Here is a 23110-nt window from a genome sequence, read left to right on the forward strand (position 1 = left end):
TAAAGGTTATAAATTGAATAGTAATTTACTTAACCTCAAAAGACAGGACTAAAAATTTAAACTATTCGGCGAGCTACTTTATGGTTCCAATTTACAAAGCCGTTTCTGTTTTTTTGTCTAATTGTTTTTTCAATCACGGGTACCAATAGTCCGTAAAACTTTCACTTTCCATCGTCAATTTTTCTATCGAGTTTTTCTCAAATGTGCTAAACATATCCTTGTCCGTTTATGACGCTTTAATGTCAATTCGGCAATATCCTCGTGCCCTAAATTTGCCCTATCAAACTACAGTTTTATTCAAAACAAAAAAATAGGAAGCATGAGCATTATAAAATTTTATACATCTTTTCAGGAATACTACAAAGTTCAAAAACGAAACATGAATGTACTTTGCATCATTAATTTCAATACTATAAAAATGAATAAAATTATTTTGCTCTTGTTATTGATATCCTATAGCGGATACTCCCAAATAGCTGTTGGAGATGGCATTCCATCTTTCGAATTGCAAGATACTACCAATCAAATTTTTGAAGTTTCCAGTATTACTAATAAATACATACTAGTCGATTTTTGGGCATCGTGGTGTGCGCCTTGCCGGGCAGCAAATAAAAAATTGATTGCAATAAGGAATGGGTTTTCTATTGATGACTTAATGGTCATCGGGGTATCAATTGATACTGATAAAAACAAATGGTTAAAAGCCATTGAGAAAGATAAAATCAATTACATACAACTCAATGATCCCAATGGTTTTGATTCGCCTACAGCACTAAAATTTGGTTTTGATCAGCTTCCTGCATCTTATCTCTTCGATAAGAACGGAAAACTAATTGCCATCAACCCCACTTTCGAAATGATAAGTAACCAATTAAATTTAAAATAAAAATGAAAACAAAAGTTCTTTTAGCGATGCTGCTATTTACAGTAAGCATTGCTTCTTATTCACAAATTTCTAAGGTAGAAATTGTGGCAACAGGATTAACCTGCTCGATGTGCTCAAACGCAATCAACAAGCAATTGAAAGCACTGGCAGAAGTAGAAAAAGTTACGACCGACTTAAACACCAATACGTTTACAGTCGAATTAAAAAAAGGAAGTAAAATCTCTCCGCTCAGATTAAAGCAAAGTGTCGAAAAAGCCGGATTTTATGTAGGCTCGATGACTCTTACGATTACACTTGATAAACCGAATTTAGATGATAATCTGAGTACCGCCATAAATGACGACACCTACGTTTTTGTTGATGCTGACTCAAAAACTTTATCAGAAGTCATTACAGCAAAAGTGCTTGACAAAGGTTTTGTGACGCCAAAAGAGTACAAAAAATTGTCGAAATCAATGAGTAAATACCCAACGTATGATGCTGGAAATGCCAATACGTTTCATTTAAAACTAACCTAAGATGGTACGATTAATTATCCTATTGATGATGTTTCTTGCACAGCAGCTCAAGGCACAGGAATTATTTGTGGTTACAGAACCAGCAAGTAATGTTCCGGCAGGATCTGTGGGATTCAAACTTGGACAATCGCGAATGAAAGAAAAATTCGAAGCAGGATTTAACTATCATATGATGCCCGAAATTACTTGGGGAATCAACAAAAACGTAATGGTGCGTGCCTCCGGTTTTATAAGTAATAGAAACAGTAACAATAAAGAATTAAAAACTGAAGGCGGTTCCATCTATGCCAAATATCGTTTTTTATCAACAGATGATTTTCACAGTCATTTCAGGATGGCTGCTTTTGGACGATACAGTTTGAACAATGCCGACATTCATCAGGAGGAAATTGAAACCATGGGTCATAATTCAGGATATGAAGTTGGGCTGGTGGCGACAAAGTTGATAAAGAAAGTAGCAATCAGTAGTTCCGTTAGCCTGGAGAAAGCCAAAGATAACAAACCGGATTATCCGTTTCCTGATTCACAAAGCAATATGGCATTGGATTATACTCTGTCCTTCGGAAAATTGATGTATCCTTCAAAATATTCTGATTTCAAACAAACCAATATCAACCTAATGCTCGAATTAGCCGGGCAAACACTCAATGAAAACCAAAGGTCTTTTTTAGATGTAATACCCTCAATACAGTTTATTATTCAAAGTCAGGCAAGAATTGATATTGGATACAAACAGCAAATATACAGTTCCATGTTACGATCTGCACCTAATGGAATCTACCTGAATTTGCAGTATACATTCTTTAATTTAAAGAGAAACAAATAAAATAATTATAAAAAACAGTAAAATGAAAACAATATTTTTTTGGATTGCAATAACAGTTATTAGCCTAACATCGTTCAAGGGTCACAGCAACAATACGAATACGAAACGCACTACCACAGTTTTAACTCAAAATCAATTTGCAACGGGTGAAATAATTAGATTGTTTTATACTGCAAATTTAAGTCAGAAACTATTTGTACAAAAGACAACTAAACGTCAAAAGTGGACATGTATTTAGAACATCATTTTACCACCAAACAAAAAAAGATGCTTGTTATTTAAAACAAACACCCCTTTTATTGAATAATAATTAACCCGAAATTTTATTGCTTTTATTTTTTTACCACTAAATCCATTCCGCATTTAGGGCATTTTCCGGGTTTGTCGCTTATAACTTCTGGGTGCATTGGGCATGTATAAGTCATAGCCATGGTGTGTTTTTTTGTTTTCATTTTTTTGCTTTTAGTCATCATTGAGCATTTGTCCATTTTACCATTCATATCCATGCAGTCGCCTTCTTTCATTGTCATTTTCTTTCCGTCTTTCATCACGCATTCACCATTGACCATGCAAGTTGTACCATTTTTCATTGTCATGTCTTTGTCCATAGGCATTGTTTTTCCATCTTTCATGACCATCATTTTACCGTCTTTCATCATGCAACAATCTTTCATCATTGCTTTTTTAGTTTTGGTTTGTGCGCTGGTGTTACTTGTTGTAAGTGATGCTGCTATGAATAGCATTACAGTAAATAGCTTCGCCATCATTTTTGTGTTTTTCATAATATTAAATTTAAGTTTGTTCAGTTGCGCTGTTACCCGCTCTTCAGATTGCTGTTGCCCAGAAATGTTATTGTATAAACGATTCTATACTAAAGGTGACTTGACTAATTCAATAAAGCATTACGCTATTCTTGCTAATAGTTGCATAATTCGCACTTGCTATTTAGTAATTCAGTTTTGCCCCGATTCCAAATCCCATATCACTGTCATAATGGGTTCTGACACTTAAGTTTCTTTTGATTATATACCTTGCATCGAACATATATTCTTTGTCAGTATTCACCATGAATCCCATTCTAAGACGTTTTGAAATAGGAATATCTTCTCTCATTAATTGAAAGCGTATTTTACCATCCATAAAGAATTCAGATTGAAATATAACTAACATAGGCAAAGTGTAATCTACACCAACAGTAAGCATTGACCTATCATCTTTGTAGTTGGATTGGCCAAATAGATTTCTTTCTTGTTCATCTATACCCATCTTTCTGTATCTCCAATCAAAACCGACGAAAGGCATTAGCCATTGCATTTTTCCAATATACCTGCCTATATGCGTTTCCGTTTCATAACCATGCATATCACTATATCCTAATCGCCACTCAGTACCAATACTCCAACGGGTATTGCCGACCATAAAAGCACCATCATTTCCATTATTGGCAAAATCATTTTCAACCATAATATGAAACTTCCTGTCATCAGCAAACAATTTGCGTTGTGCTAATTTTGGGTTTGGAATTTCGGGATTTGCGGCTTGGTTTTCATAGGTAAAAACTCTTCCCATTCCTGCCATCATGTGGTATAGAATATGGCAGTGAAAGAACCAATCTCCCTCAACATTGGCGTTGAACTCAAGAGTATCGGTTTCCATTGGCATGATATCCACAATGTTTTTTAGTGGCGCATAATCGCCCTGACCGTTGAGTACTCTGAAATCGTGACCGTGTAAGTGCATTGGGTGCCGCATCATAGAGCCGTTGTGCAAAATCATTCTAATATTTTCGCCTTTCTTGATTAAGATTTTATCGGTTTCTGAAACTACTTTGTTGTCTAAACTCCAAACGTAGCGGTTCATATTTCCTGAAAGCTCAAATTTTAATTCTTTAACTGGTGCATTTTTTGGAAGCGTAGTTTTGATTGGTGATTTCAGCATGGCGTAATTCAACGTAACTATATCTGAAAGTTTATTGCTGTCATAATCGCTTTCAGTTCCGCCTGACAAACCAACAGGCATTTTTATATCTCTCATATTATCACCTTTCTTCGCTTTGGTTTCGCCTGTAATTTCTGGATACATTACTACGTTCATGTCCATTTGGTTTAAGGACATCTGCATGCCCATATCGTCTAAATCGCCGTTCATTTTCATCATGCCGTTCATCATTTTCATACCTTCAAAATATTTGAGTTTTGGTAAAGGAGAAACTAATTGTTTGATACCTCCGCCGATATATATTGAGGTTGAGTTTGTTCTGTCTTCGGGAGTTGCTAAAAGTTCATAGCCTGTTTTATCCGTCGGAATGGTCACAATAATATCATAGGTTTCGGAAACCGCTACTATTAGCCTATCTACCTCAACCGGCTCTACATCGTTTCCATCATTGGCAACTACGGTAATTTTTCCGCCTGCATACGTTAACCAAAAATAAGTTGATGCTCCGCCGTTTGAAATTCGTAAACGCACTTTATCGCCGCCTTTAAACTGTGATAATTGACTTTCGTTTTTACCGTTGATTAGAAATTTTTCATAATACACATCGCTAACATCCATTGCGTTCATTCGTTTCCACTCGTTGGCTACTTTGGTTTTGAAATAGCCTTGTCGTATAGCTTCTGCATAACTTTGAGTTGTTCCTTTTTTGATAGCAAACCAATCGGTGGCATTGTGCAGCATTCGGTGTACGTTCTCGGGTTTTATGTCGGTCCATTCACTGAGAATAATAGGAACGGTTGGTAAATCATCAATTCCTTTTCTGAAAGTTGGATCATCCGTTTTTTTATTCATAATGAACGAGCCATACATGCCGATTTGTTCCTGTAACCCCGAGTGACTGTGATACCAATGTGTACCGTGTTGGATTATTGGAAATTTGTATAAATAGGTAGTGTGTGGTTTAATCGGCATTTGAGTAAGATTGGGTACACCGTCTTCTTTATTGGGTAAAAACAAACCGTGCCAGTGCATGGTGGTTTCTTGCTCTAGTTCGTTATGTACATATATTTCAGCACTATCTCCCTCGGTAAAAGTTAAGGTCGGCATTGGAATTTGTCCGTTTACAGCAATAGCGTGTTTTTCTTTTCCGGAAAAATTTACAATCGTATCGCGAACATATAAATCGTAACGAACCGTTTTTTGCGCTGATGCCGTTATGGCAAGAAGTATTACTATAAATGAGAAATTTATTTTCATAATTTGATTTTTATAGCTTTAAATTTCTTAGTCTCAATGCATTTACAATTACTGAAACCGAGCTAAAACTCATTGCTAAAGCCGCAATCATTGGCGACAATAAAATTCCAAAAAAGGGATATAAAACTCCCGCTGCAATTGGAACCCCTAAGACATTATAGAAAAACGCGAAAAATAAATTCTGCTTAATGTTTCTCATAACCGCATGGCTTAAATTCTTGGCTTTTACGATGCCTTGCAAATCGCCTTTTACCAAAGTTATTTTGGCACTTTCAATGGCTACGTCTGTTCCTGTTCCCATTGCTATTCCAATGTCGGCTTGTGCTAGTGCCGGAGCATCATTTATGCCGTCTCCTGCCATCGCTACAATTTTGCCTTCGGATTGTAATCGTTTAATTTCTTTGAGTTTGTCTTCGGGTAAACAACCTGCTTTATAGGAAGATAGGTTTAATTCATCAGCAACTGCTTTGGCTGTATTGACATTATCACCAGTAAGCATAATTACTTCTACACCTTGACGCATTAGTTCTTTTATAGCTTCCTTACTCGATATTTTTATAGCATCAGTAATCGATACGAAACCAACTGCAACGCCATCAACAGCAATATAAGAAACTGTTTTTCCTAGTTTTTGTTCGGCAATGATTTTATTTTCTATATCGTCAGAAACTGTTGCTTTGACTTGTTCCATTAGTTTTTTATTGCCCAATGCTACTTTTTTATTGGTCACCGTTCCTGTAACTCCTTTTCCGGCAACGGCTTCAAAATCCTTAACTTCAATTAATGAAATGGCTTTTGATTTAGTATAATTGACCACTGCCTGTGCTAATGGATGTTCGCTGTATTGGTTTAAGGATGCAATGCTTTTTAATAAATCATCATCGTTGTTATTGGACGAATAGATTTTTTCTACTGATGGTTTTCCTTCGGTGATGGTTCCTGTTTTATCTGTTATTAGTACATTAACCTTATTCATATTCTCTAAAGCTTCAGCATTTTTTATCAGCACTCCTGATTGTGCGCCTTTACCAACACCCACCATTACCGACATTGGCGTTGCCAAACCTAAAGCACAAGGACATGCAATTATTAATACTGCAATGGCATTTATAAAACCGTAAACCAATGCTGGTTCCGGACCAAACTTTGCCCAAATGAAAAAGGTAATTACAGAAATGATTACTACAATTGGCACAAAATATTTAGCGATGCTATCGGCCAATTTTTGAATTGGTGCTCTTGAACGACTAGCGTCATTTACCATTTGAACAATTTGAGAAAGCAAGGTTTCCGAACCCACTTTTTCTGCGACCATCACAAATGATTTATTACCGTTAATAGTTCCGGCAATTACATTATCGTCTTTCTTTTTATCGACAGGAATTGGTTCACCCGTAATCATGGCTTCGTCAATACTACTTTCGCCATCGGTTATTTTTCCATCTACAGGAATTTTGTCTCCAGGTTTTACTCGTAGTAAATCGCCTTTTTTGATGTCATGGATGGAAATTACTTTGTCGCTTCCATCTATCACCAAAGTAGCTTCGGTTGGTGCGAGTTTTAATAATTCTTTGATTGCTCCACTGGTTTGACTGTGCGCTCTTGCTTCGAGTAATTGCCCTAATAAAACTAAAGTTAAAATAACTGTTGTGGCTTCGAAGTATAGTAAAACTGTTCCGTGTTCAGTTTTAAATTCACTTGGAAAAATATCCGGGAAAAACATGCCGACTAAACTGAATAGAAATGCCACACCTGTTCCAATTCCAATAAGGGTAAACATATTCAAATTCCATGTAATGATTGATTTCCATGATCGGACAAAGAATATCCAACAGGCATAAAAAACAACAGGAAGTGATAGTATTAGTTGTACCCAATTCCATTTTGAGGCATCCATTATTTGAAGTAACGGATTGTTATGCGCCATTTCTATCATTGCGATAGCGAAAATAGGAACTGTAAATACGACCGCTATTTTCATTTTCTTGACTAAATCCTTATAGGTCTTTTGGTCTTCAGTATCACTTGGATTCATCGGTACTAAATCCATTCCGCATATAGGACAAGAACCCGGAGTTTCGCTAATTACTTCAGGGTGCATTGGACAAGTATATAATGTTTTGCTAACCGTCAAATCAGGTGCTTTAACTAAATCCATTCCACACACAGGGCAATCTCCTGCTTTATCATACACCTTTTCTCCTTCACAATGCATTGGACAATAGTATTTGCCTTTTTCACTATTGGGTGTTTTCTTTTTATCATCATTTGAATGAGTGGCGCTAGCGGGTTTTGCTATTGGTTCAATTATTGTGTTTTTACCATTGCTCATTTCTATTGAATATTTTCCAGCAGCTTTTAAAACTTCTTGTAATTGAACCGTTGGAATGTGTTTTTGCATCGTTATAGTTGCGATGGGTGGGTTTAATGAAACTTTTGCTTCCACGCCATCAATAGCATTCAATGTTTTTTCGACTTTAGTGCGACAACCATCACAAGTCATTCCAGTAATATTGTAAGTATGTATCATCTTTTTGTTATTTTAATACAAATTTCCAGTTTAACACTTTTTTGGAGTTGCACAATTTTGGGTTTGATTTGCAAGATTTATAAATCCTCTATTTGTCTTCGTTTGAGGGATTTTAAGTTTTTGAAATAGGTTGGTGAAAAGCCAGTTATTTTTTTGAATTGGTTGCTTAAATGTGAAACGCTACTGTAATTTAAAGAATAAGCAATTTCGCTTAGTGACAGTTCATCATAAATAATTAACTCTTTTACTTTTTCAATTTTTTGATTGATGAAATACTTTTCGATAGTAGTATTTTCGACTTCTGAAAACAGATTACTCAACGTGTTATAATCTTGATGCAATTCTTGAGAAATATAATCGGATAAGTTCGTTTTCAAATCGTTGTTTTTATTCTGAACCAAATCAATAATGAGTGTTTTAATCTTATCGATAGTTTTACTTTTTTTATCATCAATTAAATCAAAGCCAATTGCACGAAGCTTTTTCAGTAGTTCTTTTTTTTGGTTTTCCTGAATGTCATTTTTTATTTCGACTTCGCCTAATTCGACTGCAATGGGGTTAATTCCCAAATTTTCAAATACAGACTTCACAACCATTTTACAGCGATTACAAACCATATTTTTGATGTAGAGTTTCATAGTAAAATTTTTTTTGTTTAAATAATATAAACTAACCTTGCTAAATGAATAACAAAGTTATTTTATGGTTTCTATTGTTTTACCACAAGTCAACATTTGAGAACCGTAGTAAGGATTTTTGATTGCATTTTCTTTACTTAACCAATCAGCTCCTTTTCCATCATTTGCCATTGGGCAATGTTGGTAATAGGTTGGTGTTTCTTGTTTTGAAACTTTGATTAGGTCATAGATGTTTTTTGATAAATCCATAAAATGGTCACGTTGATGTTTGATGTCTTTTGTATCAGCAATATGTTTCGAATGCTCTTTTAAATCATTTAAGACTTTCATCCATACCATGTGAACCTCCATTTCTAATTTATCCATTTTTACGTTATTTAAAGCTGTTAATAGTGTTTTAGCTTTTACAGAAGCACTATTGCCATCAGTCTTTACTAAAGCATCTTTTAGTTCAAAATAGCTATCAAATACTAGTTGCAGTTGGTTTGTCTTTTGCGTTTCTGTTACAGTTACGGTGTTTGACATTTCCATTTTAGGTGCTTCGCTTTTAACTGCTACTTTTGCTTCACGATCATATTGGCAACAGCCGGGAAGATTTGAATAGGCTTTATCAGGCGCAAGGAACTTTTCGCTATCATATCCTGCCAAGGCAATACGTTTTAGTATTTCATCTTGATTGGTTTTGTTTTTATCGTAAGTCAGGGTTGCTATTTTAGTATCGACATTCCAATCTACTGCAGCTACTTTATTGATAGTACCTGCCTTTTCTATGGCTGTTTCACACATGCCACAGTTTCCGAATATTTTAACTGTGTCGGTTGTGGTATTTTTGATTTGAGCATTTGATGTTACTATTGATAGCAATAGTACTGTTACCATTACTGTTTTTTTTACTGAGTTCATTATATGTAAATTTTAAAATTAATTTATTAATCTGTTACAAAGCATAGCATTGAAAAGCTCTTCTTCAACAATTAAGGTTAATGGAGAAATAAGATTTTAAGCAAATTTGCTTATTGAGTTGACGCAATTATGGCTGTCGAAATGGGGTTTTAGCTTATTTTTGGTATTACCCAAAGGGAATAGAAACCAGAAGAAATGAAGGTTTCGGTACTAGAAAACTTTTGTTTTTCAGAAGAAAGATTCAAGCTATTGTTTTTTAAAATAAATTCAGATGCAAGAGTAAAACCATTACTGGTCGATGGACAGGCGCATTTTGAATGACCACATTTTCCGCCACAACCGTTATGATTTTTTGTTTTAGAATGACTGTCATTACCACAACAACTGTCTTTGTCCTGGTTTGATGAAGTTTCTTTTTTACAAGAATGTTTTTCAATACTACTTCCACAGGAATCTCCACAGGCAAAAGTATTGTTTGGCATCAGTAAGAAACCAAATATAACCAATACTATGATGTGAACTTTTTTCATTTGTTAAAAACAAGTTTGTCAAAATTAACTAAAGCTTGTTAGAATTTTAACAAACTTTAGTTAATATTTTTAGGATTATGATGATTGCTTCGCCAGTTCGCTGACGCTCGGGTGAAACTTAATTATAATCCAAAAGCAATTTTGTTATATTTTCGAACTTGTGTCCGTACTGTTCCTTAATTCTTTGCAGGCACTTGTTAATGATGTATTGATTTTCAGTTTGATTGTACTTGATAACAGGAATACCTTTAAACATTTCATTGTCTGCATCTGAAAGCTTATCGGGCGACAGAATGTGAAGCTCATCCAGTTCCTTTTCTTTTAAAGTGCTGGTAGGAATTATGGTGAGTCCGTATTTTGAAGTTACCGGAAGACCGTTTGCCGCAATTGTTTCCAATGATGATGGAAATGTTCTATGATATGTATCTATGACGGCAGCCAACATCATTTCATTACACCCTTCCTGTAATAATACCCCAACTTTCTTATTCTTCCTGAAGATTAATTTATTTGCGATAGTAAACTTATGACTCGTTTTAACTTCTATACTTTTATGTTCTAATTTGATTTCATTTTGAGGATAATGTATGTCACGCATTATTTTTTGAAAGGTTTCTTTTCCGAACGTTTCATTGATAATGGTTAAGCTCCCTTCTACAGCATTTGAAACACCGGCAGTGCTGTACAAATTATCAGTTTTGGTTACCGAAACATTTTGAATCCAGTGTGGGTTTTTGAAAAACGCTTTACTTTCCTCAAATTGAGAAGCATGCGTGGTGAGTGGTTTGCCATCATATAAACCGGTAGCTGCCCCTACTAACGAACCGGCACAAACCGAAAGTATTTTAGAATTGTTACGCGACTTATCCTTAATCCAAGTAATCATTGGCGACTTTGCATCCGCAAAAACTTTGATCATTGCAGGTATCACAACCACATCCGGTTGAATGCCCAGGGAATCTAATTCTTTAAAGGTGGTATTTGGATAAATAAACAAGCCTTTAAGTAGCACAATCGGCTGTTTCTTTTCAGCTACTACATAAACGTTGGCTTTCTCTGTAGCGTTAAAGAGATAATAAGGTGCCATCAAGTCGAAAATTTCAGTCCCTTCATTGTTGGCAATAATTACAATTGTCTTTTTGGATTTGTCATACGCTGTGGGTTTTAAATCGTGTTTTACTGCGCCTTTATAAACAGGTATGCTTGCAAATTCCCGATAAGGTTTGCACGCTGTATACAGCAGGCACGAAATCATCATTACTGGCACTAGAGCCCAAAATCTTTTTTTAATTTTCATTTTTTCTAATTTTTGTTTTTGTTATTTTTTAAAATGAGTAAACTATTGTTTCACATTGTAAATCTAAAGCAGCCAATAACTTCGAGTCTGACAAAAGCACGTCAGAATCGGACATTCGCTAATTTTTAAAATAAAAAAAACCGCACTGTGAAGGGCGGTTTATGATTTTGATTGATGGTGAAACTATTCTGATTTGGTGTTTTAATACAAGTTCATGAAAGACTTATTGAGGCTCTTAAAATCTAAAGGAAATACTTCATTGGTGATGTTGCTCTCAATAATTTGATTGTCTTCACAAATGATTCTTTCGATATCAGAAACGGTGTTTTCTTCCATGTCGCTTTCGATGATTTTGTTGTTCTCTGCAATGACTTCTTCTATTGTTTTTATATAATTTGTAATCAGTATAATTGTATCTGATTCAGTCGTTAAGGCTGGTTTTTTTAATGGGTTATCTTGTGATTCAGACACTAATTTTAATTTAGCCTGTTCATTGGCTAGATCATTTGCAAAAACCGGATTGCTGATCATCGATACTATGATTCCAAAATGAATCAATATTAATTTACTCAGTCTTTTAAAATTGTTTTTTTGTTGTTTGTGACCCGAGCCTGAAAGGCGAACTGACGTAGTAGTTGTTTTCATGATTAATTATTTTTTTAATTGTTGTTTACTATTTGAATGTATTGTTTTACACTGCAAATATAGGTTGACCTTTTTACGGGGAACTGACAACAAAACGTCAAAATCGGACATTTACAAATTTGATTATTAGCTATTTAAAATAAAAAAACCGCTTTTCCTAAGCGGTTTTTTTGGAAAGCTATTATTTGATTTTCATACCTAACAGTACTCTTGCAATTTTGTATGGTTTTACTAAAAACACATATAAGCCAATTGAAATGACAAACGAAACTAAAGTTAAAAAGAGGTATTTAGAAATAATGCTTTCTTGTACTTGCACTATGTAGTAGGCAATAATAACTATGATCGTTTGATGCAAGATGTAAAACGGGTAAATGGCTTCATTGGCAAGTTGCAGGAACTTGTTATTAAAGTTCAGGTATTGCTTTGCATACCCCAAAAATGTAATTACCCAAATCCAGGCGCTTACTACCACTAATGCAAAAAACAGAAGATTGCTTACAGTCATACCCCAATCTGGCTCTATGTTATTCCAACGAAAGTAATTGATGAGGATGGTACTGAAAAATGCTATTTTTAAGTTTCGGCGTCGATGGTCTTCTATGTGTTTCCAGAACACAGGATTGGTACCGATAAAGCAACCAAATATAAAATACAGAAAATATTTTGTAAACCCCGCCCAATCACCCACAAAAGCATGTGTTTCGTTGGGAAACCAAAAATACAAGAAACTGGCAGCAAAGAGTATCCAGCCAAACCCATACATACCGTATCTATTAGTAGAATATGCCGCACTGTTTAGTATCCTTTTTCCTTTTTCAGACTTCAAAAAGAGCACTATAGGAACAGCCATTATGGAATAAACGAAAAGATAGGCTATAAACCATAAGTGGTGCCAACTTAAATTGCCTTCTGGATATACGCCCGTTGTAAAAATAGAGGGGTAAAATTCAAAAAAAGAAGTGTATTTTTCACCTTTGAAAATTCTTTCGTAGTACACTTGTGGAGGCACAATAATCAGCATGCCGAAAATTAAGGGCACCAATAGTCTTTTTGTTCTTTGCCAAACATATTGCCTTACTGACTGCTGATTGAGTACAAAAATAGTTCCTATACCTGAAATAAAAAATAAGATCGGCATCCGCCATCTTGATAAGAAGTAATTGCATTCTAAAAATAGATTACTGGTTTCTTTATTCTTAATGTGCCAATCCCATTCGGCAACAAATGGCATGGCGCAATGAAACAAGTGTAACAGTAATATTGCTATCACTCTTAGCCAATCGAGGTCGTATCGCCTTTCTTTCATAATATATTTAGTTTAATTTATTGAATTGAATATGTGGATCCTCTAAAATTACAAGGACAAAATGGTTTAAATCAAAAAGGGTTTTAACTTATAAGTTACTTATTAACAGCTTGGTTTTTTAGAATCCGTTGCAGTTGGCGTGCCGATTTAAAGCCACATTGTGAAGCAATATATTCGATAGTATATTCGGGATTATTTACCAATGTTTTTGCAAATTCTACCCTGAGCAGGGTTAGGTATTCATTGATGGTTGTTCCCGTTTTTTCCTTAAAAACACGGCTAAGATTTCGAGGACTCATGGCAACAAGATCCGCTAATTCTTCCACACTGTTATCTGCAGATAAATTATTGATCATATGATCCTGAACTTCATGTATTTTTGGATTGATGTGGTTTCTGTAGTCAAGATAAATGCTTTGTTGGGTATGGTTGTCGTTCCGTCTGTAATACACTACCAAACCTCTGGAAACTTTATGCGTAAAGAAAGCGCCTTTTAGTTCTTCGAGTATTGATAGCGCCAAATCGATACCCGAACTGATTCCAGCGCTAGTATAGATGTTGTTGCTCTTTTTAAAAAGTATATCGGTCAGCACTTTAGCTTTTGGAAATTTTAGTTGTAATTCTTCTATTCTTCTCCAATGGGTTGTGCACTCGGTATCATTCAATAAACCGGCATGAGCCAATGCAAAAGCCCCATTACAAACTGAACAAACCAGCACTTTTTTGACTGATTGTTCTTTTAACCAATTGAAAAAATCTTTTTCTGCCCTGAATGCGATGCTATCAACATAATCAAAGCTCATTCCTGGCATAAAGATGTAATCACCTTCCTTTAAATTAGCTTCGGTATAGTGTGCTATTTTTCCAAACGGCAGTCCAGAATTACTAATAGTTTCAGTGGTGTAGGCGTAAAATTCGAGTGTTGCTTCTAAGCCATAATATTGTGCTTCAGTGAATACTTGTAGTGGTCCCGCAAGATCTAAAATCTCAACAGCCGGGGGAATTATAAATGCTATTTTTTTCATAGATATACTTTTAGATTAAAGTGTAAAAGTAATTGCACACATGTTTTGCTTTAGGACAATTTTGCGTCAGAAACTGACATTTTAGCTCCCGTTCTTAAATGACATTAAATATATAAATTATACTATTCCAATACTTGACAATTATATCCTATTTGTTGCATAAATGACAATACGTATTTGCTTTTCGATTTGTTGGCTCCTTCGATTCGTAGGATTTTGTCACAATCTTCCAAGTCAAAATTAATTTTGGAATTTAATAATTTCATTTCAAGATTGCTGACTATTAGCTCTGCATCCTTTTGAAATTGAACATTGGTTTTGAATACTTCTATCATTTTTCTGAATTGAGTTGTTCCTGACTTACTTTTTTCTGTTTTATGATGATCAGATAAATCCCAACGGTAAAATCAATGGATAAACAAAACCAATCATAATGCGGGGGAATTAATGCTGCGTTTTGCCAAAGGTGATAACTGATATCCCATAGACCATGTAGAAAATAACCTGCGGCTAAAATGTATAAGCTTTTGGTAAGTCCGTAGTAAGCGATCATCACAAAGATAATGGCCTGAATTGATGCGACAATCAACGTAGGCGTATCTGTCCATGTAAAGCCAACATATAGAAAGCCAATACCTGCCAATGTTAGCGCATAGATTTTATCTTTTTCAAATTGTCTTAAAAGTTCAAATATTATTATTTGTAATAATCCTCCAGAAATTCCAATAAGTGCTGCTGTCATTTTTTGTGTTTTTTAGATATAGTATTAGTTTTAAAAAATGCTTTTGTTTTTTGTCGATACAAAGATATGCTGGCATTGAAGTCAATTAAGTGACGAGTGTGCGTCATATTAGGACAACAAATAATAGGACTATAACAGCTATTGCTTAATCATCCAATTTTGTCAACGATTTGGATAGATACCGATAGATTACGAACTTAGTAAAGAAGCAAGTCCACTTTTAATACAACATGTACATTCTCTGATATGATTGCTCAAAACACAAGAATCCGAATGATGTTTGCGGCGATTACTTTTAATATTCACCGCAAAAAAGCGGTAATTAACTAAAATAATTGCCGTAAGTATTGTGCATAAGGTAATTAAGTGTTATTTTTGCCGCAAATATGCGGTGATTATGTATATACATCAGAGAAAGGACTGGCCTAAATTTACATGGAATGCGGAAGTCATAAGTACCCAATTGGGCGCAGTAAGGCATCGGCAAGGCAGAATATTGGGCCAAATGCAAGGACTAGGTTTCAGACTTCAGGAAGAAACTATGCTAAAAACGCTGACGATGGACGTCATCAAATCAAGTGAGATTGAAGGAGAATTACTGAATCCAGAGCAAGTACGTTCCTCAATTGCCCGCAGGCTCGGCATAGAAATAGCAGGAACAGTACCCGCAGAGCGACATGTTGAAGGCATCGTAGAAATGATGCTCGATGCTACTCAAAAATTTAACACATTACTTACAGAGGAGCGTCTTTATGACTGGCATGCGGCGCTGTTCCCGACTGGGCGCAGCGGTATGTTTAAGATAAAAGTTGGCGTCTGGCGCGACGGCGGCATGCAGGTTACTTCAGGAGCTATGGGAAAGGAGACGGTTCATTTTGATGCACCTGATTTTGAAAAAATTCCTAAAGAAATGAAAAGTTTCCTTAAATGGATGGAAACTGAACGCAACTTAGACCCCGTACTAAAAGCGGCAGTTGCTCATTTGTGGTTTGTGACAATACATCCATTTGATGACGGTAATGGTCGTATTGCACGCGCCATAGCCGATTTGCAACTTGCCAGAGCTGATGAAAGCACACAGCGGTTTTACTCGATGTCGGCACAAATACAAGCCGAGCGCAACGCTTACTATGATATCTTGGAAACCACACAGAAAGGCGACCTTGATATTACACCTTGGCTAGAATGGTTTCTTGATACGTTGATGCGATCTATGGACCAAACTGACGAGACGATAGCCATGACACTCGCGCGAACCAAGTTTTGGGAAACCCACCGCCATACAGACCTTAATGCGCGGCAACATAAAGTATTGGGATTATTACTCGAAGACTTTTTCGGCAAACTTCATGTTTCTAAGTATGCGAAAATAACCAAAACCTCCTCCGATACAGCACTACGCGATCTAAAGGATCTTATGGCAAAAGGCATACTTGAACAACAAGGCAGTGGACGCAGTACTTTTTATCAGCTCAGATAAAATCAGTTATTGCTACGCGATTAAGTTTAGCTTTGGTTAAATATGAATGTAAAACTACTGTAATGAGGCTCCCGAACCTTTTAGTTTTTACTAGAGTTTAGTGGAGTTTTTGAGGCTTTAATTTGTAGGTGTAATGGATGGGGAACTGACTTATTTAATATCTAAAGTATTAAAAATGACAGTTAATATTGGGAGTGATGGTTTCGTGTGCAATGATACCGAGGCTAAGGAATGTAAATACTAATGTCCCAGGCATCTGAAGATTCTCGTCGACAGGATTTAAATCAAAGTATCCGAATAAAAGCGGTATCAATATTCGTTGATAATGACGGATCGAAAGCATATGTTTTTAGTTTACGAAAGGGAGGCTCGTTGGAGCGGAGATTTTAAGGCCATTTTTTTTTTATACATGCCTTTTTTAAATTACTTTCCTTCTAATCAATTCCCAAATATGAAATTTTAAACATAAAAAAACCGCTCCATTTCTGGAGCGGTTTTCTATTATTAAAGACAATCTACTTATCTTTTGATCACGCGAAGTGTTTTCACGTTGTCACCTTGAGTTACAATGATGTTGTAAACACCAGATGGGTAACGAGATCCGATTTCAAAGTTAGTGATGTTATCAACACTAGCCTCACGGGATTCAACCTCACGACCTAACATATCATAAACTCTTACGCCTACTTGACCTTCACCAGAGGTGTTAAGATCTAGTTTGAAAGTATCTGCATAAGGGTTTGGATACGCTTTAACTTCATAGATATCTAAAGCTGAAGCAGTGTTTCTGCTTGCTCCAGGTGTTGTTGTGATGGTACACAATACTGTTCCTTGAACATAGCTCGAGTTGTACAATACATCCACACGGATCGTGTAAGCTGTATTAGCAAGCACTGTCCCTAAGTTACGTAAAGAAAATCTAGGGTTAGGCGTAGCAAACTCGCGAGTCTGAGCTCCATCGGTTACAACGAATTTGTATCCTTGAGCACCAATAACTTGTTGAGCAAAGATAGTAGTCCAGAATGAACTAATTGAACTTCCACAACTTGGCGCGATCACTCTTGATGTAGCTGGAGTAGCTGGAGTAGTGATCGAACAAGCCGGTCCGTATTCTGAATCTGGACGGAAATTACCTCCAAAGGCCAACAATACGTCTACCGTGTAAGTAGTTCCGAATTGGATTCCTGCAATGCTAGTCAAACTGAAACGGTTCACTGAAGTAGTCACTGTTCCTAAAACCGTAGCGCCATTTCTTACTCTGAATCTGTATCCTGAAGCACTTGGTACTTGAGTAGCAAAAATAGTGTTAGAGATATCGCTCAAAGTAGAACCACAAGATGGGTTAGAGATGTTCGTTGTGTTTGGAACCAGTGGTGTAGTCACCGAACAAGCTGATCCGTAAGCTCTGAAATGTCCACCATGCTTAACTGAAACCTCAACAGTGTAAGTAGTAGCGTAAGTCGCTCCACCTGCCAAGCTTGTTAAAGCGAAGCTGCTTGTTGTAGAATCAAAAGTTCTTACTTGAGCTCCGTTAGTCACTCTGAAACGGTATCCTTGGATAGGTCCTGTTAGAGTAAGGAAGTTAGTAAGTTGGTAAGCAAACAATGTTTGTGACAAGTTAGCAAGGGTTACATTACAGCTACCTGTTAAAAGGTAAGATAAAGGTGTTACCTCATCGGTAGTACCATCACAGTTGTCATCAATACCATTTCCTAATACTTCAGAAGCATTTGGGTTTACTGACGCTACTGTATCATTACAATCTGTTCCGTTGTTTACTGCCACATAACCTGCTGGTGTAGTAGCTCCGTAACAAACTGATGTTGCTGGGAAACCATTGTTGTATCCATCATTATCAGCATCTACAAAGAAACTACCTGTTCTCCATCTCAATGGATCTGTCGGAGCACAGTCAGTATTGTTTACAACCCCACAAGCTACTGCAGTAGTTGATCCAAATCCGTCATTATCAGAATCACTGTATTGAATTTGATTATCATTACAATCACCTCCAATTGAGACATAATTAACACCAGGAGAATTGCAAGCAGAAACCAATGTGGCGGTATCGCCAAAAGTATCGCCATCATTATCTACGTACCAATTTAATGGGGTACATAAAGTGACGTTTAATGTATAATCTTCTGATTGACCGTATTGACCTCCAGTACAAGGATTGTCAACGCTACCAGTATCTGCGGAATATAATTTTTTAATTCTCATTCGAGTCGAACCTGATAAAGCAGCACTTGGAACCAAAATATTAGTAACTGCTTGAACCGCATCAATTCCAGTAGAATTAATAATAGAACCTGCATTAAATGTTTCACCGCTATCAGCAAAATCGCCATCTTGGTTCCAGTCAATAAATACCCGGAAATTATTTGTAAAATTTCCTGCGGTATTTCCTTTAAGGGTCATAGTATAACTATTTCCAGTTATAACATTACCAGCAATTGAAATGAAGTTTTCTAGAGCCGGTGAGGCATTTACAATGTTAGTAGAAGTGTTAGCTATAGCTGCAAAATTAACAGAAGTGATCGGCTCGACATCTGTACTGTAAGTAACACTTGAACAATAAGGCGCAAATGGATCTGCTTGAGTGGTAAAACTCCACTCTCCGCAACCAATAGCGTCACCACCAATTGTAGACGTAGGAACTATTCTCCAATAATAGGTTGTACTGAAAGCAGGTGCTGAAGCATTAAAAGTTAAACTTGCTGTGGTAGTAACCAAAGTTAATGAACCAGAAGTTGTTCCAAAATATACTTTATAAGCTGTTGGAGCAGGTCCAGAAGTCGGAGCCGTCCACGATAGCGCGACTGTTCCATTTACAATATTGGTTGCTGCATTAGCAGGAGCACCAATTACTGCACACTGTGTAGGATTTGGATTAACAGTCAACACACCACTGACACTAGAGGTACCATCCCAAAAATTGAAAGGATTTCCGCCATAAACGAAAGGACCACCATTTAATCTGAAACGTGAAGCGTAATAGTAGGTACCAACAGCTAAAGATGAGCCAATAGTTGCTTGGTATTCATCATTGTTATTTCCATCCGTTTCAACATTAAAAGTTGCAGGAACCCATGTGGTCCAGGTATTTGGATTTGAATTACTACCCGCCGGACTAATACCAATCCAAGCCTCAATGCCTGGCGCTTGTCCTGAGGTTGTATCGGTCAAACCGCCCTCAAATACTCGCGCATAAACTGTAGCAGAATTACCTGCTAATATCGTTGTAGCTGCTGGAAATTGCAAATTCACATAATCAGGAGTATCAGTAGGCATAGCTAAAACATTCACAATAAAATCAAGTGTTACACCAAATGTTCCTGAATAACAAGGATTAGGAGTAGCTTGACCAGCATCAGCTGTTCCAATTCTCATTTTATGAGCACCAACAGGTGCTGATAATGGCATAGTAAAAGAGGCATTTAACGTCGTTGGATTTGCAGCAGTAGAAACACCTGTATAAACTTTTTCACCAGAATCTAAGAAATCACCATCATCATTAAAGTCGATCCAAACATGAGAATCATAGGTAAATCCGGTAGCAAAAGTAATTTGAACATTTGAGCTCCCATTTTGTACAAATGATACGGGAGAGGCACTATTATCTTGGTAGGTAACATCCGGAATAGTAAAATTAGTAGCCCCTAATACAACTGCAGTAATCCCTAATCCGTCATTACTTGATGGTACAGAAGTACAATAAGTAATAGTCGATCCTGTAGCAAATGATTGTTCAAGACAACCAATGGCGTCACCGTTGGCATTTTTCGCAACTATTTTCCAGAAGTAAGTAGTATTGGCTGCCATAGTAGCCGGTGTGTATGTCAAACCTGTTGTATTGTTTACTAAAGGTGGATTGGTAGAAGTGCCAAAATAAACATCATAACTTGTTGGACTACCAGTAGCTGCTGACCATGTGAAAGATGAATTTCTAATCACATTGGTAGCTGCATTTGCTGGAACTAAAGCTGTTGCACAATTCGGTGGTAAAACAGGTATTAATTCAACAATAAAATTATCGATAAAAAAATCAATATCCGCAGCACCATTAGCAGCACCTTCAAAAGCACGGAAGGCGAACTGAACGGTTTGTCCGTTGTAAGCTGATAGATCGGCCTCGTCTATTTGACCCAAATTTGAAGGTACACTTGAGGCATTATAAGTTTTTAGTATTTGCCAGTTGGTATTGGTTGTAGAAACCAAAAGCTCCACAAAATCGTCTGCTTCCCATGGTGTCGTTAATGCTGTGGTTGCACCAAATTGAGTTGCTCCTACACTATACTTCACTCTATAACCAGTAGCTGGAATAGTATAAAATGGTGAAATCAACCATTCTGAACCAGATGCAGTATCAATATTCATTTTTGCAGCACCGGTAGTACCAACATTTAAGAAACCATCAACGACCCAGTCACTAACTGTAGCACTGCCAATGGTTGTTGGTCCAGCGGTTAAATCACCTAAATCACCTTCTCTCCAACAAGTGGAAGGTAAATAAGAAGCAAAATCAAATGTACTAGGGAATGCGGTAATAGCTGAACAGAGTGTTGTAAAAGAGGAAACTGTTGAATTCGCACTAAAGCCTCCTAAAGGACAAACCTGTCGAACATATACAGAATATCCAGTAGCACTCGCTAATCCGCTTAGAGCGAATGGTGATGTTGCAACGCTAGAAGCAATCGTTCCACCAATGCCATTAGTAGCGCCAGTACCAGGGGTAAAACCAGTTAGTCCGTATTCAACAATATAATTACCACTACCTGTCCAAGTAACATTTGCCGAATTAGCCGTGACGGTATTTGTGACTACCGCGGTTGCACTAGTACAAATCGTAGCTTGACCAGCCGTCAAAGCAGCTGAATAAAATGGTTCGCCAGTACAATTATCATTATAAGAAAAAACATGATAAAAATACTGTGTTCCAGCAGTTAAGCCACTATCAGTAAATGATAATGCGTTACTTGCTAATCTAACATTAGTACCTACTCCAAAAACAGCTGAACCAACAGTATAAACCGTACCATTTGCTGGCGCTGGCGGGGTTGCACTTGTGCTTCTTACTACTAAGTATTTACTTGGAGCAGGAGAAGCCGCTGTAAACGAGCCGCTCAATGAGGTGGTTGTGATAGCACTAAATGATAACGCCGATGCTAAATTTGGAGTTGTACAAGCTGCAAGTGCTGCTGGTGTCCATATAAAAGTTTGCCCCGATGCTGGAAAAATAGTTGAAGAAAATACACACTTATCAGTATTACTTGCACCCTGTGTGGTTGCAGTCCAATCAGCTGCTGTTGTTCTCGATTTAAAATCAGCAGTAGTGGTCCTAATTCCGATTGGAACATTACTCGCCGCAGCAGAAGCCGTCATTTGACCAAATACTAAGGAAACAACATTAGACGTTTCATATAATACATATTGGAAATCAAAATTATCAGTGGTATTTCCAAATCTTCTTGATCCAATTGTAGTTATGATATAAACACGACTAGGTGCTGAGCCAGAAACTGAGGCATAAATACCTGTTCGCGGCGTATAAGTCGTTAGGGTTCCGGTTGATGAAGAATTAATACTCAATGTTACGGTATTTGTTCCTACAGCAGTTATTATAGCACCCGTAGTAATACCAGTTCCATCAATTCGCATTCCTACTCTTAAACCAGCAACCGAAGACACAGCCGTCAATACATTTGAACCTGTGGTTCTAGTAGCAGTAAATGTAGATCCAGTTCTTATTTGCTGATCTAAATTGAAACCGGCTACACCATTGTTTGTCGACGTTCCACTTAAGTAAACACCAGAAGCATCTGATGAACTTACATATGCTGAACCAGATGCATTACCTGACAATGTACTACCAAATACCATAAATCCATTGGAAGAAATAGATACAGTACCATAATCTGTTCCTGCAAATCTAAATGTAAACGGTAGTGTCATAGTTGCCACATTATCATCAAATGCTGTAGTAAAAATACTTGCTGGACTAGTAGAAGCAGTACCTGCCGTTCCTACCAAACCAGTTGTTGGTGCAGAAAAGGTTCCCGAACTTTGGGAAAACGTGTAATTTGAAACTTGTGCAAACGCATCATTCCCAATAAATAAAAAGGAAAATAAGGCAAAAACACCAAGCCAAGCACGTACAAAAGACAATCTCAATTGTCGCTTTGTAAGGTTGTAATTTGAATTCATAGCTATATTATTTTTATAATTAATGCATAAAGTTACGCACAAAGAATACAATGTAACAACGCTAATAAATCAAATCGTTGAAAGGCATAAATACCTAGATTAAAAACAAATCTTTTCTGTGCTATAAAAAATTAACGATTTCGAAAAATACGACTCAACTGCTCAAAGTCCCCTGAATTTGGGCCAACTTTACAACACACTACCAACAAAAAAACCACTTCGTTTCCAAAGCAGTTTAATGATTAATTAATCATTGAAATTATCTTTTAACAACTCTTACCATTTTCACATTACTTCCTTGATTGAAAATAATGTTGTATGCTCCAGAAGGATATTTTGAACCGATTTCTAAGTTAGTGATCGCAACAACAGATGCCTG

General features: G+C 36.6%; 16 protein-coding genes and 2 pseudogenes. 4 read left to right on the forward strand and 14 right to left on the reverse strand.

The window, feature by feature from the left end; all coding sequences use genetic code 11:
* Positions 1-319 precede the first annotated feature (319 nt).
* Genes RMO03_RS03555 through RMO03_RS03565 form a run of 3 tightly spaced genes read left to right on the forward strand, consistent with a single transcriptional unit; the run spans position 320 to position 2230 of the window.
* Positions 320-886 carry a TlpA disulfide reductase family protein gene (locus RMO03_RS03555; protein ID WP_309640712.1) on the forward strand — a complete coding sequence of 189 codons (567 nt, stop codon included), beginning with the start codon at positions 320-322 and terminating at the stop codon, positions 884-886.
* Between the two features lie 2 nt (positions 887-888).
* Positions 889-1404, forward strand: coding sequence for a heavy metal-associated domain-containing protein (locus RMO03_RS03560; protein ID WP_309640713.1), 516 nt, complete (start codon positions 889-891; stop codon positions 1402-1404).
* 1 nt (position 1405) lies between these two features.
* The gene (locus RMO03_RS03565) at positions 1406-2230 is read left to right on the forward strand and encodes a hypothetical protein (RefSeq protein WP_309640714.1); all 825 of its coding nucleotides are present in this window, start codon (positions 1406-1408) and stop codon (positions 2228-2230) included.
* Between the two features lie 335 nt (positions 2231-2565).
* Here the strand turns inward: RMO03_RS03565 and RMO03_RS14105 are convergent.
* The 13 genes and pseudogenes from RMO03_RS14105 to RMO03_RS03625 all read right to left on the reverse strand — a co-directional run.
* Positions 2566-2652, reverse strand: a pseudogene (locus RMO03_RS14105) (heavy metal-binding domain-containing protein); the annotation flags it as partial.
* 75 nt (positions 2653-2727) lie between these two features.
* A pseudogene (locus RMO03_RS14110) lies at positions 2728-3012 on the reverse strand (DUF6799 domain-containing protein); the annotation flags it as partial.
* Between the two features lie 163 nt (positions 3013-3175).
* Positions 3176-5425 (reverse strand): multicopper oxidase domain-containing protein, encoded by a 2250-nt coding sequence (locus tag RMO03_RS03575; RefSeq protein ID WP_309640716.1) that lies wholly within the window; start codon positions 5423-5425, stop codon positions 3176-3178.
* Between the two features lie 10 nt (positions 5426-5435).
* A complete protein-coding gene (locus RMO03_RS03580) occupies positions 5436-7955 on the reverse strand; it encodes a heavy metal translocating P-type ATPase (RefSeq protein WP_309640717.1) in 2520 nt (839 codons plus the stop codon).
* Positions 7956-8032: 77 nt separating this feature from the next.
* Positions 8033-8593 (reverse strand): AraC family transcriptional regulator, encoded by a 561-nt coding sequence (locus RMO03_RS03585; RefSeq protein WP_309640718.1) that lies wholly within the window; start codon positions 8591-8593, stop codon positions 8033-8035.
* A 57-nt stretch (positions 8594-8650) separates the two neighbouring features.
* On the reverse strand, positions 8651-9496 hold the full coding sequence (locus RMO03_RS03590; protein ID WP_309640719.1) for a DUF3347 domain-containing protein: 846 nt from the start codon (positions 9494-9496) through the stop codon (positions 8651-8653).
* A 149-nt stretch (positions 9497-9645) separates the two neighbouring features.
* Positions 9646-10026, reverse strand: coding sequence for a hypothetical protein (locus RMO03_RS03595; protein WP_309640720.1), 381 nt, complete (start codon positions 10024-10026; stop codon positions 9646-9648).
* Positions 10027-10144: 118 nt separating this feature from the next.
* Positions 10145-11323: a DJ-1/PfpI family protein gene (locus tag RMO03_RS03600; RefSeq protein WP_309640721.1), complete on the reverse strand. Its 1179-nt coding sequence runs from the start codon at positions 11321-11323 to the stop codon at positions 10145-10147.
* Positions 11324-11524: 201 nt separating this feature from the next.
* Positions 11525-11968 carry a hypothetical protein gene (locus RMO03_RS03605; RefSeq protein WP_309640722.1) on the reverse strand — a complete coding sequence of 148 codons (444 nt, stop codon included), beginning with the start codon at positions 11966-11968 and terminating at the stop codon, positions 11525-11527.
* Positions 11969-12149: 181 nt separating this feature from the next.
* A complete protein-coding gene (locus RMO03_RS03610; RefSeq protein ID WP_309640723.1) occupies positions 12150-13277 on the reverse strand; it encodes an acyltransferase in 1128 nt (375 codons plus the stop codon).
* A 95-nt stretch (positions 13278-13372) separates the two neighbouring features.
* Positions 13373-14302 carry an AraC family transcriptional regulator gene (locus tag RMO03_RS03615; RefSeq protein WP_309640724.1) on the reverse strand — a complete coding sequence of 310 codons (930 nt, stop codon included), beginning with the start codon at positions 14300-14302 and terminating at the stop codon, positions 13373-13375.
* A 122-nt stretch (positions 14303-14424) separates the two neighbouring features.
* Positions 14425-14637: a hypothetical protein gene (locus RMO03_RS03620; protein ID WP_309640725.1), complete on the reverse strand. Its 213-nt coding sequence runs from the start codon at positions 14635-14637 to the stop codon at positions 14425-14427.
* The gene (locus RMO03_RS03625; RefSeq protein ID WP_309640726.1) at positions 14634-15044 is read right to left on the reverse strand and encodes a DUF6010 family protein; all 411 of its coding nucleotides are present in this window, start codon (positions 15042-15044) and stop codon (positions 14634-14636) included. Before RMO03_RS03625 ends, RMO03_RS03620 begins: the two co-directional genes overlap by 4 nt.
* 397 nt (positions 15045-15441) lie before the next feature.
* On the opposite strand from RMO03_RS03625, the gene RMO03_RS03630 reads away from it, so the two are divergent.
* Positions 15442-16524 carry a Fic family protein gene (locus tag RMO03_RS03630; RefSeq protein WP_309640727.1) on the forward strand — a complete coding sequence of 361 codons (1083 nt, stop codon included), beginning with the start codon at positions 15442-15444 and terminating at the stop codon, positions 16522-16524.
* 519 nt (positions 16525-17043) lie between these two features.
* On the opposite strand, the gene RMO03_RS03635 is transcribed toward RMO03_RS03630, so the two are convergent.
* Positions 17044-22731, reverse strand: a complete 5688-nt coding sequence (locus RMO03_RS03635; protein WP_309640728.1) for a GEVED domain-containing protein — start codon at positions 22729-22731, stop codon at positions 17044-17046.
* Positions 22732-23110: the final 379 nt, after the last annotated feature.

Source organism: Flavobacterium sp., assembly GCF_031411595.1.
In the GTDB taxonomy this organism is placed as follows: Bacteria; Bacteroidota; Bacteroidia; order Flavobacteriales; family Flavobacteriaceae; genus Flavobacterium.